Annotated in this window: 9 protein-coding genes; 3 read left to right on the top strand and 6 right to left on the bottom strand. The window is 65.3% G+C overall.

Features of this window, described 5'->3' with window-relative positions:
* Positions 1-4: 4 nt before the first annotated feature.
* The 6 genes from B3E94_RS03590 to B3E94_RS03565 form a co-directional block, all read right to left on the bottom strand.
* On the bottom strand, positions 5-1432 hold the full coding sequence (locus tag B3E94_RS03590; protein WP_236236932.1) for an MBOAT family O-acyltransferase: 1428 nt from the start codon (positions 1430-1432) through the stop codon (positions 5-7).
* 14 nt (positions 1433-1446) lie between these two features.
* Entirely contained in the window at positions 1447-2901 is a 1455-nt protein-coding gene (locus B3E94_RS03585; protein WP_286912350.1) for an alginate export family protein, read from the bottom strand.
* The gene (locus B3E94_RS03580) at positions 2898-4349 is read right to left on the bottom strand and encodes a sel1 repeat family protein (RefSeq protein WP_286912349.1); all 1452 of its coding nucleotides are present in this window, start codon (positions 4347-4349) and stop codon (positions 2898-2900) included. The genes B3E94_RS03585 and B3E94_RS03580 overlap by 4 nt, the downstream gene beginning before the upstream one ends.
* Before the next feature lie 19 nt (positions 4350-4368).
* A complete protein-coding gene (locus B3E94_RS03575) occupies positions 4369-5532 on the bottom strand; it encodes a PilZ domain-containing protein (protein ID WP_176513439.1) in 1164 nt (387 codons plus the stop codon).
* Positions 5533-5548: 16 nt separating this feature from the next.
* A complete protein-coding gene (locus tag B3E94_RS03570) occupies positions 5549-7078 on the bottom strand; it encodes a glycosyltransferase (RefSeq protein WP_286912348.1) in 1530 nt (509 codons plus the stop codon).
* Between the two features lie 91 nt (positions 7079-7169).
* Positions 7170-8477, bottom strand: a complete 1308-nt coding sequence (locus tag B3E94_RS03565; RefSeq protein ID WP_176513435.1) for a nucleotide sugar dehydrogenase — start codon at positions 8475-8477, stop codon at positions 7170-7172.
* 534 nt (positions 8478-9011) lie between these two features.
* On the opposite strand from B3E94_RS03565, the gene B3E94_RS03560 reads away from it, so the two are divergent.
* The 3 genes from B3E94_RS03560 to uvrC form a co-directional block, all read left to right on the top strand.
* Positions 9012-9401 (top strand): helix-turn-helix domain-containing protein, encoded by a 390-nt coding sequence (locus B3E94_RS03560; protein ID WP_286912347.1) that lies wholly within the window; start codon positions 9012-9014, stop codon positions 9399-9401.
* A gap of 63 nt (positions 9402-9464) precedes the next feature.
* On the top strand, positions 9465-10103 hold the full coding sequence (gene gacA / locus B3E94_RS03555; protein ID WP_176513431.1) for a response regulator transcription factor GacA: 639 nt from the start codon (positions 9465-9467) through the stop codon (positions 10101-10103).
* Between the two features lie 6 nt (positions 10104-10109).
* Positions 10110-11928 (top strand): excinuclease ABC subunit UvrC (gene uvrC, locus B3E94_RS03550; protein WP_286912346.1); only part of this gene is annotated, 1819 nt, incomplete at its 3' end.

Below are 11928 nucleotides of genomic sequence, written 5' to 3'. Positions count from 1 at the left end.
TCTCCTAGAACTGGAAATACAGGAAGGGCGAAAAGGAGTTGGCCGCCAGGCTGCTCAGCGCCAACAGGAAACCGCCCCACAGCAGCACGCTGTGCAGCGCGCCGACATGGCGCATGAAGTAGCCTTCCTTGTTGCCGGCATAGAAGCGCACGTTGTTGATCCCGGCCAGCAGCAGCCAGGCCAGCGCCACCAGGGCAAAGGCCATGGCCATCTTCGAGGCGCCGAGCACGTAGAGCTGCAGCGAGCCGAAGCCGTTGAAGCCGAACAGCGCCTTGTAGATGTCCAGGCTGTGGCGCAGGTCCATGGTGAAGAACAGCGGCATGCTCAGCACGATCAGCAGGGCGGTGCGCAGGTTGCGCCCCAGGCGGTAGGGCGTGGTGACCTTGGTAGCCAGGCCGAACTTGCGCTCGATGACCATGCCGATGCCGAAGAACAGCCCCCAGCAGATGAAGGCGAAGCTCGCCCCGTGCCACAGGCCCGACAGCAGCATGGTCCAGACCAGCGCCGGCAGCGCGCCGGCCACGCGCTTGCGCACCAGCGGCATGTACACGTAGTCGCGCAGAAAATGCGCCAGGGTCATGTGCCAGCGCGCCCAGAACTCGGTGATGCTCTGCGACACATAGGGCTGGTTGAAGTTTTCCGGGAAGCGAAAGCCCATCATCAACGCCAGGCCCAGGGCCATGTGGCTGTAGCCGGCGAAGTCGAAGTACAGCTGCAGCGTGGAGATCACCAGGCCGAACCAGGCATCGCTGAACTGCAGCGCGCCCTCGCTGACGAACAGCACGTTGATTGGCGCCAGGCGGTCGGCGATCAGCACCTTCATGATGAAGCCGAGCATGAACCGGCACACGCCCAGCGAAAACAGCTCCAGGGAATGGCTGCGCTCGCGCAGCTGCGGGGCCAGCTGGCTGTAGCGCAGGATCGGCCCGGCCACCAGGTGCGGGAACAGCGCGACGAAGGCGGCGAAGTCGATGAAGCTGCGGGTGGGCGTGGCGTCCTTGCGGTAGATGTCGACGATGTAGCTCAGCGCGTGGAACACGTAGAACGAGATGCCCAGCGGCAGGAAGATGTTTTCCAGGGTCCAGGTGTTGATGCCCAGCGGCGCCAGCAGCAGGGCCAGCACTTCGGCGCCGAAGTTGGCGTACTTGAAGTAGCCCAGGGTCGCCAGGTTGCCGGCCACGCCGATCCACAGCAGGCGCAGGGCCCAGCGCTTGTCGCCGGCATCCAGGCGCGCCTTGATGCGCAGGCCGAAGGCGTAGTTCCAGTAGGTGATGCCGACGAACAGCAGCAGGAAGTCCGGCCGCCACCAGGCATAGAAGATGTAGCTGGCGGCCACGATCACCGTCGAGCGCCAGCTTGGCCTTGCCAGGAAGTACACGGCCAGGAACAGCGGCAGGTAAAGGAACAGGAACACATTGGAGGCGAAGATCATGGCAGGGCCCGTCCTTAGTAACTGATGACCACGCCGACGCTCAGCTGGTAGTCGTCGCCGGTTGCCAATGCGCTGCCGGCATTGAGGTAACTGGCGCTGACCAGCGCGTTGACGTCCAGGTGCTTGCCGTCGATGGCCACCGGAAACATCTTCCAGTAGTAGTTGAGGTCGAGCATCTGCCCGACGTTGCGCCCGTTGCCGTTGCTGCCCTGGGCGATGGCGCGGTTGCGCTCGGCGCGCTGGTCGCCGTTCATGCGGATCGGCAGGGTGCCATCGGCGTCGCGCAGGTTCAGCTGGGTGACCCGCAGGTCCAGCGCGCTGCGCGGGGTCGGCCGGGTTTCCACGGCCAGGCCGTAGTAGCTCAGGTTGCGCAGGTCGAGGGCGACGAACGAGCTGGTCAGGCGGGTGCTGTAGGAGCCGCTGCGGGTGATGCGGTCGGACTGGATGGCATTGAGGCGGAAGCCATCGTTTTCGTCGCTGGGTTTGTCGGTCAGGCCACCGCGCAGGGCCAGGCGTGGGGTCCATGGCAGGCTGTCGAAACGCTTGCCGACTTCGCCCAGGGCCGCCCAGCCCTTGCTGCTGTGGCCGGTGCTGGTCTGGCCGTTGCCGTCGGTGTTGTCCATCTTGCCGTCCAGCGCCGCCAGCTCCAGGTGGTAGTCGCTGAGCACCGGGTAGGCCAGGTTGTCGCCCTTGAAGAACAGCCCGTAGCGCATGCCCTTGAAGTCGTAGCGGTCGTCGGCGTCGTGGCCGCTGTGGTCGTTCTCGTGCATCAGGCGCACGCCGACCTGGTTGTTCGGGCTCCAGCGGTAGGCGTACTGGCCCATCAGGTAGGTGGTGCGCTCCTCGCTGTCGGCCAGGCGGTTGACGTCGGTGTTGTAGTTGTGGAATTTCTGGCCGACGGCGAAGAACGCCTCGCTGAAGGTGTCCTGGTAGTTGAAACGCAGCGACTCGAGGCTGTCGTCCCACCAGATGCCGTAGTCGTCGTAGAACCGCTGGCGGCCCAGCGAGGCCGAGAAGCGTGGGTCGTCGCCGATCAGGTTGCGCTTGACGTACAGCTCGCGCAGTTCGGCGTACCAGCCTTCGGGCTGCTCGCGCTCATTGCCGTTGCTGGCTTCGTTGGTCAGGTTGCTCGACTGGCTGGAGTCGTAGTTCAGCCACAGGCGGCCGTAGACCATCCACTTGGCCCAGCGCTTTTCCGGCGAGTACCAGGCGAACGACGGCTCGTAGCGCAGGCTGTAGAACGACTCGCGGTCGCTGCCGACCTGCGAGTCCTCGGGGCCGTAGCCGGTCTGCACGGTGAGCTTGTTGAAGAACTCCGAGGTGATGACCGGCTCGCTGCCATCGGCGGCGGCAACGCGCACCGGCTCGTTGCTGTCGGCTTCCGGGCCGGTGATTTCTTCACCCGCCAGGGCCGCTGGCAAGGGGGCCAGTGCCAGCAGGGCGCCGAACAGGGGGTGGTGCGCTTTCACAGGGTGGCCTCCTTGAACAGTCCGTTGCGAGCGGCGAGGGCGCGCTCGATGTCATCCTTTTGCAATGTCTTCTCCAGGCGCTTGAGCAGGCTGCGCGCGCTGCGCTCGCCAAGGTCCAGGGCGACACGGGCGTAGGTGTAGGCCTTGACCGGGTCGTGGCACAGGGCGCGGCCATAGGCGTGCAGCGTGGCCATGCGGTACCAGGCGGCGGTGTTGCCCTTGTCGGCTTCGGCCTGGAACAGGGCCAGGGCCTTTTCCTGGTCGGGCTGGTCTGCCACGCCCTTGCTGTAGTACTCGGCCTCAAGCAGGCCGGCGCCCGGGTAGTGGCTGGCGCGCAGTTCCTCGATCAGGGCGCGGGCCTTGTCCGGGTCCAGGGTCAGCCAGTTGTTGACCATGTAGAACTGCGCCTGCAAGGCCTTGGCCCGGGTCGGTTCGCGCTCGCGCACCTGGTCGATCAGCGCCTGGGTTTCTTCGGCGTTGTGCTCGGTGGGGTTGGAAATCATGTAGTTGGCCTTGGACACCATGGCCGGCACGAAGCCGCGGGCCACGGCCACGTCGCGCCAACGCTGGACGCGGGCGCTGGCCAGGTTCAGGGCATCGTCCTGGGCCTTGTCGCGGGCCAGTTGCTCGGGGCTCGGTGGCAGCTTCTCCAGGGTGCTGGTGGCGGCCTGGCGCTCGTAGCGGTCGGCGTCGAGCTCGGCGCGCTGCACGCTGGTGATGCTGTCGAGCAGCGCGGCGATGCGGTGCACGATCTCCACCGGCAACTGCTCGCGCTGCGCCTCGAGCTGGTCGGCGAAGGCCGGGAACAGCTGATCCTGGCGCTCGCCGAGGAACGCGTAGTAGCGGTCGATGGCACGCACATCCACCTGCACCGCCTGGCGGTACCAGCGCTCGGCGCTGGCGCGGTCGCCCTGGCGCTCGGCCAGCACCGCGTGGTACAGCTCGGGGCGGCAGTTGAGCAGGCAGGCGCGTTCGTACAGGCCCAGCAGTTGCGCCGCCTGGGTGGTCTCGACCAGTTCCGGGTAGGCCAGGAACACCTCGAGGGTGGTGCTGGTGTTGCGCGGGTCGAGGTTGGCCGGGTAGCGCATCAGCGCCTGGGCCACCCAGGGCCGTTGCGCTTCGCGCAGGCTGGGCGTGCGGTCGATCAGGCGGGCCAGCGAGGCCAGCGCCGGCACCAGTCCGTGGCCGTCGGCAAAGGCCTTCTGGTACAGCGCCACCACCTCCGTGCGGCTGGCGTCGTCGCGCCCGGCCAGCACATCGCCCAGCAGCAGGGTACTGGCCAGGTCGCCACGGGCCGCCAGTTCGCGCAGGTCGGCAGTGACCTCGGCGCCTGGGTCCTTGTACAGCGCGTAGCGGATCTGTTCCAGGCTCTGCCCGGCAGTGGCCGCGCTGGCGCAGGCCAGGGCCAGGCTTGCCAGCAGCAGGCGGGACGGCATGTTCACGCTCATGGGGTCAGTCCTCGGCCAGTCAGCGCGCAGCGCCGAACGGCAGGCCCAGGTACAGGTCGACCGCCACCGCTTTCTGGTAGGCGTCGGCCGGCAGCGGGGTGTCCGGCTGGATGGTCAGCGCCAGGTTGCGGTTGGTTTCATCGACGCGGGCGTCGACCACCTTGCCGCTGAAGTGCTGGTCGAGGCCGAACACCTGCATGTCCACCGACTTCACCCGGTCGACATCGGCAAGCTTGTCGAACGGCACGTTGGCGCGCACGAACAGGCCCTGGTCCTTGGGCAGCAGGTGCAGCAGCGGCGCCTGCTTGTAGCCGTAGCCGTCCAGGCGCTGGCCGGGGTAGTAGACCAGGCAGTCGCAGGGGCTGTTGATCACCGTCTCGATGGTGGCGCGGCCGAGCAGGGCCTGCAGGTCGCCGGGGGCGAGGTCGGCCACCGCCTTCATGTCGGCCGGGCTGGTGAAGCTGGTGGCCAGCTGGGTGGAGATGTTCGCCACCGGTTGGCCGGCCTTCACCTCGCTGGCGTCGGCGGGCAGCAGGTACTTCACGTAGCCGTTGTCGGGCATGCTGATGACCTGGGCGTTGGCCGCCACCTGGGCCTGCACGGCCGGGATGCGGAAGAACAGCAGGTAGCCCTTGTAGCCGACGAAGGCCAGGGCCGCGACGCCGGCGGCGGTGTACGCCAGGGTGCCGGCCAGGGCCTTGAGGCGCGCGCCCGGGGTGCGGGCGCTGGCGTACTTGTGCTTGCGCTCCTTGATGTAGTTTTCGCGCTGCATGACGTTGAACAGGCCGTTGATGTCGGCGATTTCGCCCGACATGTAGGCGCTGATCAGGTAGCGCAGGATGTCGCGCTTCTGCGCATCGAGCTCGACGAACTGCGCGCCCACTTCGCTGCCGCGCTGGGAGACGATGCGGATCTTGCTGTCGATGCTCAGGTCGACCTGGTTCAGGCGCAGGCGGATCGAGGCGTCGTACAGCGCGCCGATGGTCAGCGGCGCCTCGTGGCGCAGGCCCAGGCCGCCCAGGGAGATGTCCTGCAAAGCCGTTTCGAACGGCGCCTGCCCGGCACTGCTCAGGCGCACGCGGGCGTTCATCCGGGTGCGCACGTACTGGCGCTCGTCGATGGCCTCGTGGACGATGTTGGCCGCTGTCTTGCCCGGGGCCACGGGAATGTTCGTGCTACTCATGTGCAGGCGCCTTTCCTTAACGTTGCGTGAGTTCCAAAAGAACGGTGATGACCCCGAAGAAGATGGCGATCGATGAGCACAGCATCGCCTTCGAGGACCAGCGGTTGAGGGTGGCGTCGAAGTCGACGCTACCGGTGGCCAGGGTGGTCTTCTGCCGCGTCCAGCTTTGCTGGTCCATGTGGAACATCGCGTAGACCTTCATCAGCGAACCGACGATCTGGTTGTAATAGAGAACGAATGGGTACATCGGGCTGACCGGGTGGCCGGCGAAGACGAACAGCACGGTCACCAGGCTGCGCGAGATCAGCACCCAGAACAGGTACACCAAGAGGTACTGGATGCCGAACACCAGGCCGGCCACCACCGAGGCGGTCAGGCCCATCAGGCAGGTCCACATCGACACCCGCTGGTCGAGCAGCACGTACAAGGTGAACAGCCCCAGCCGCGCCCGGCCGAGCAGGGCGGTGGCGCGGAAGTTCTGGCGCAGCGAGTTGCCGTACCAGCGGAACATCAGCTGGCGGGTGGCCACCCAGAAGTTGTCGCTGGGCGGGTGCTCGACGGTCAGGGTGTGGCTATCGGGCACGTAGAAGGTGTCCCAGCCGGCGCGCATCAGGCTCAGCCAGCTCGACTTGTCGTCGCCGGTGAGGAACTGGAAGCGGCCCAGGCGCCAGTGCTGGAGGAAGTCGGCCTCGACGTCGCGGATGAACGCCGGGTCGATCATCACCGAGGCGCGGAAGAACGACAGGCGCCCGGTCAGCGTCAGCACCCGGTGCGACAGCGCCATGGAGCACATGTTGATGTGCCGCTGGACGAAGCGCATCGAGTGCCACTGGCGCATCCAGCGGCTGCCTTCGACCTCGCAGAACTCGTTGGTGGTGAGGCCGCCAACGTCGGGCAGCACGGCGAACAGCTTGACCGCGCGCTCGACGCAGCCGGGCAGCATCATGGTGTCGCCGTCGACCACGCCGACCACCGCATCTTCCAGCGGCATCTGCCGGGACAACGCGCGGAAGGCGTGGGCCAGGCCATCACGCTTGCCGGTGCCGCGGGCACGCACGATCACCAGCTTGATGTCGTCGCGGCCCTGCACCTCGTTGCGCATGATGTCCTTGATGAAAGTCTCGTCGCCCTTTTCCACGATCGAGGCGATCACCGTGCACGGCACCTTCAGCCGCTGCACCTCCTGGAATACCGACTGGTACACCTTGAAGGTGGTGTGGGTGGGGATGCGAAAGCTGGTCACCACCATGAACAGGTGCGACGGCAGGGCCGCATCGCCCATGCGCTCGACCCGCCGGCGCAGGCGCGGGAACTGCCAGTGCAAAAAGTACATGCCGCGCAGGTAGTGGACGATGGCATTGCCGTAGCGCCACATGCCCAGGGTGCCGATGATGAAGATGAACAGGTGATGGTTCGGGTCCAGGTATTGCGGCGCGACCATCTCCGATGCCAGTGCGATCAGGCCGGCCAGGCAGGCCCAGGCGAAGAAGCTGGCGCCCGCGCGCAAGTAGCCTGGTGCCACGAAGGGCGGTTGCTGTCGATCCATGTAGCCATGACTCCTGTTTTCCGCCGCCCGCGCAAAGCCCCGCGCAGGCCGGGGCCTGCGTGGGGTGTTGCGCAGCTGTGCGGGGTGGCGGTTACCAGCAGATGCCCTGGGTGTGGGTGTCGCTGATGCCTGGCATGAAGCCGACCAGGTCGATCACCTGCTTGCCGTTGCCGGCCTCCAGGGCGCGGGCGAAGCGTTCGTCGTTGTTGCCCAGGACGATCACGTCGGCGTCATCGATCACCTGCTGCAGGTCGCTGTTGAGCAGCGACGAGACATGCGGGATCTTCGATTCGATGTACTCGCGGTTGGCCCCGAACACCCGGGCGTATTCGACGTTGGAGTCGAAGATGCGCAGCTGGTAGCCCTTGCCGATCAAGCGCTCGGCCAGTTCCACCAGCGGGCTTTCGCGCAGGTCGTCGGTGCCGGCCTTGAAGCTCAGGCCGAGCAGGGCGACCTTGCGCTTGTCCTGGCGCTCGATGAGGTCGATGGCGTTCTGCACCTGGTTGCGGTTGCTGGCCATGATCGAGGCCAGCAGCGGGTGCTCGACGTCGAGCTGGCTGGCACGGTAGGTGAGGGCGCGCACGTCCTTGGGCAGGCACGAGCCGCCGAAGGCGAAGCCTGGGCGCAGGTAGTAGCGCGAGAGGTTGAGCTTGAAATCCTGGCAGACCACGTCCATCACCTCGCGGCCGTCCACGCCCGAGGCCTTGGCGATGTTGCCGATCTCGTTGGCGAAGCTGACCTTGGTGGCGTGCCACACGTTGCAGGTGTACTTGATCATCTCGGCGACTTCGATCGGCTTGCGGATGATCGGCGCGTCCAGGCCCTGGTACAGCGACTCGAGCAGGTCGCCCGAGGCCTTGTCCAGTTCGCCGATCACGGTCATGGCCGGGAAGTCGTAGTCCTGGATGGCGGTGCTTTCACGCAGGAATTCCGGGTTCACCGCCACGCCGAAATCGACGCCGGCGCGCTTGCCGGAGGCTTTTTCCAGAATCGGGATGACCACGTTCTTCACGGTGCCGGGCAGCACGGTGCTGCGCACCACCACGGTGTGGCGGCTGCCCTTGTCGCGCAGGGCCGCGCCGATTTCGCGGCAGACCGCTTCCATGTAGACCAGGTCGAGGTCGCCATTCTTCTTGCTCGGCGTGCCTACGCACAGCAGCGACATTTCGCTGGCCAGGATGGCCGCCTGCACATCGGTGGTGCCGCGCAGGCGGCCCTGGCGCACGCCGTCGAGCAGCAATTGCTCCAGGCCCGGCTCGACGATGGGCGACTTGCCCTGGTTGATCAGTTCGATTTTCGCCGGGGAAATGTCCACCCCCAGCACATGGTGGCCGCGGGCCGAAAGGCAACCCGCGCAGACCGCGCCGACATAGCCAAGTCCAAAGATACTGATGTTCATAGATCCCTCTCCCCAGGCGCGGCGAAGCCGGCCGAGATACACAGTTCAAGTAGTTGTCGAATGGCAGACGCGCAGAATTAAGCCGCGCTCAGAAGTGGCGTTACAGGCTGTTTCTTAGTGGTCTATTTACAGACTAAATGCGTTCTTATTTTTATTGCAAGCGTTGCTCTTGGCTTATTTGCAAATCGCCTTATTTATCTCTGTGAAAGTTAAAAAACCTAAGCAAATCAATGAGTTAAAGTTGCTGTTAGTTGGGCGTCAAAAAAGCTTCTTACCCCTTGATGCCGGCATAATGGCGCCAGATCGATGGCGTTTCCCCTGTTTTTCCGCCCCCTGGATGTTTGTTGTCAGCGGCCCAAGTTGTTATTTCCCATGATTAACAACAGGTTCGCGCCAGCTGCTGCGATATGCCTGATGGCCTAATACTGGCTTGCGACGGATGCTGACCAGGGGCATAGTGACCACGCAGTCTGCAACTGCGCACAGGATGGTGGGCAGGCCCCAATGACGATTAAAGGAAAGGAGAAGCGTCATATGAACGGACTCGGTCCACGGCTAAGGGAAGAGCGCGAGCGGCTGGGCATGACCCAGCGGGTGTTTGGCGATATCGGCGGCGTCGAGCCCAATGCCCAGGGCAAGTACGAAAGCGGCGAGCGCACGCCACGGCTCGATTACCTGGCGTCGCTGGCGGCCAAGGGGGTTGATGCACTTTATGTACTGAACGGTGTGCGCACGCCTGCGCCGCTGGAGAGCCTGAGCACCCAAGAAAGCGGTTTGCTGGGGGCGTTTCGACGCTTGTCGGCCGCCGACCAGGCGGCATTGGGGCATCTGCTCGAGCGCCTGGCGGGCGAGGGCAGGAACGGCCAGGGGGCGTGGCCCCGGCATCATGAGCGCCAGTCAGGTGTGACAGAAGTTTTACGCTAGGTTCGTCTTGAAAAATTTTGTTAAGGTGGCGGGATCCAATCGCCCTGTTGACGAGGTGTCTGCTTGATAAGGGTCCTAGTGGTCGATGACCACGATCTGGTACGAACCGGTATTACACGCATGCTCGCCGACATCGACGGCCTGCAGGTGGTGGGCGAGGCGGATTCGGGGGAGTCGGCGCTGAAGCTGGCCCGAGAGCTCAAGCCGGACGTCGTGCTGATGGACGTGAAGATGCCTGGGATCGGCGGCCTGGAAGCCACCCGCAAGATGCTGCGCAGCCACCCCGACATCAAGGTGGTGGCCGTCACCGTGTGCGAAGAGGACCCGTTCCCCACGCGGCTGATGCAGGCCGGGGCCGCCGGCTACCTGACCAAGGGCGCAGGGCTCGACGAAATGGTCCAGGCCATCCGCCTGGCGTTCGCCGGCCAGCGCTACATCAGCCCGCAGATCGCCCAGCAGATGGCGCTCAAGTCGTTCCAGCCGCAAGGCTCGCCGTTCGATGCGCTGTCGGAGCGGGAAATCCAGATTGCCCTGATGATCGTTGGCTGCCAGAAGGTGCAGATCATCTCCGACAAGTTGTGCCTGTCGCCCAAGACCGTCAATACTTACCGTTATCGGATCTTTGAAAAACTCTCGGTCACCAGCGACGTCGAACTGACCTTGCTGGCCGTTCGCCACGGTATGGTCGACGCAAGCCTGTAAACCCTCATGTCTCAGAATTTCGATGCCAGCGCATTCCTGGCGACCTGCAGTGGTCGCCCGGGCGTTTACCGGATGTTCGACGCCGAAGCCCGCCTGCTCTACGTGGGCAAGGCGAAGAACCTCAAGAAGCGCCTGGCCAGCTATTTCCGCAAGACCGGCCTGGCGCCGAAAACCGCCGCGCTGGTGGGCCGTATCGCCCAGGTGGAAACCACCATCACCGCCAACGAGACCGAGGCGCTGCTGCTCGAGCAGAACCTGATCAAGGAGTGGCGGCCGCCGTACAACATTTTGTTGCGCGACGATAAATCCTACCCTTATGTCTTCCTTTCTGACGGGCAATTCCCACGTCTGGGCATCCACCGCGGTGCGAAAAAGGCCAAGGGCCGCTATTTCGGGCCATACCCCAGCGCCGGCGCCATCCGTGAAAGCCTGAGCCTGCTGCAAAAAGCCTTTTCGGTGCGCCAGTGCGAAGACAGCTACTACGCCAACCGCACCCGGCCGTGCCTGCAGTACCAGATCAAGCGCTGCAAGGGGCCCTGCGTGGGCCTGGTCGAGCCCGAGGAGTACGCCGAGGACGTGCGCCACTCGGTGATGTTCCTCGAAGGCCGCAGCCAGCAGCTGGGCAACGAGCTCAACGCCGAGATGGAAAAGGCCGCCATGGCCCTGAACTTCGAGAAGGCTGCCGAGCTGCGCGACCAGATTGCCCTGCTGCGCCGGGTGCAGGACCAGCAGTACATCGAGGGCGGCTCCGGTGACGTCGACGTGGTCGCCGCCTTCGTCAACCCCGGGGGCGCCTGCGTGCACCTGATCAGCGTGCGCGGCGGGCGGGTGCTGGGCAGCAAGAACTTCTTCCCGCAGGTGGGCATCGAGGAAGAGGTGGCCGAAGTGATGGCCGCGTTCCTCTCCCAGTACTACCTGGGCAACGCCGAGCGTGAACTGCCGGGCGAGCTGATCGTCAACGTGGTGCACGAAGACTTCGCCGCCATCACCGAGGCCCTGCAGACCCTGCGCGGCCGCGAACTGAGCATCAGCCACCGGGTGCGCGGCACCCGCGCGCGCTGGCAGCAGCTGGCGGTGACCAACGCCGAACAGGCGCTCAACGCCCGCCTGGCCAACCGCCAGCACATGGCCGCGCGCTTCGAGGCCCTGGCCGAGGTGCTTGGCCTGGATGAAGTGCCGCAGCGCCTGGAGTGCTACGACATCAGCCATTCCAGCGGCGAGGCCACGGTGGCCAGCTGCGTGGTGTTCGGCCCCGAAGGCCCGCTGAAATCCGATTACCGGCGCTTCAACATCGAAGGCGTCACCCCAGGCGACGACTACGCCGCCATGCACCAGGCCCTGACCCGCCGCTACGGGCGCATCAAGGACGGCGAGGGCAAGCTGCCCGACGTGCTGCTGGTGGACGGCGGCAAGGGCCAGCTGAACATGGCCCGCGAAGTGATGCAGGAGCTGGCCTTCACCGACCTGACCCTGCTGGGCGTGGCCAAGGGCGTGACGCGCAAGGCCGGTTTCGAAACCCTCTACCTCAACGACGTGGCCCACGAGTTCACCCTCAAGGGTGACAACCCGGCGCTGCACCTGATCCAGCAGATCCGCGACGAAGCCCACCGCTTCGCCATCACCGGCCACCGCGCCCGGCGTGGCAAGGCCCGGCGTGTATCGACCCTGGAAGACGTGGCCGGGGTAGGGCCCAAGCGCCGCCGCGACCTGCTGAAACATTTCGGCGGCCTGCAGGAGCTCAACCGCGCCAGCATCGACGAAATCGCCAAAGCCCCCGGCATCAGTAAAAAGCTTGCCGAATCAATTTATGCCAGCCTGCATAGCG

Source organism: Pseudomonas sp. UBA6315 (assembly GCF_002438125.1).
GTDB classification, from domain to species: domain Bacteria; phylum Pseudomonadota; class Gammaproteobacteria; order Pseudomonadales; family Pseudomonadaceae; genus Aquipseudomonas; species Aquipseudomonas faucium.
The sequence above is the reverse complement of the archived record's forward strand: the minus strand, read 5'-3'. Positions and strand labels throughout refer to the sequence as shown.

Coding starts and splice junctions, on each gene's coding strand:
- B3E94_RS03590 (WP_236236932.1), bottom strand. CDS start 1,432: ATGATCTTCGCCTCCAATGTGTTCCTGTTCCTTTACCTGCCGCTGTTC.
- B3E94_RS03580 (WP_286912349.1), bottom strand. CDS start 4,349: ATGAGCGTGAACATGCCGTCCCGCCTGCTGCTGGCAAGCCTGGCCCTG.
- B3E94_RS03575 (WP_176513439.1), bottom strand. CDS start 5,532: ATGAGTAGCACGAACATTCCCGTGGCCCCGGGCAAGACAGCGGCCAAC.
- B3E94_RS03570 (WP_286912348.1), bottom strand. CDS start 7,078: ATGGATCGACAGCAACCGCCCTTCGTGGCACCAGGCTACTTGCGCGCG.
- B3E94_RS03565 (WP_176513435.1), bottom strand. CDS start 8,477: ATGAACATCAGTATCTTTGGACTTGGCTATGTCGGCGCGGTCTGCGCG.
- B3E94_RS03560 (WP_286912347.1), top strand. CDS start 9,012: ATGAACGGACTCGGTCCACGGCTAAGGGAAGAGCGCGAGCGGCTGGGC.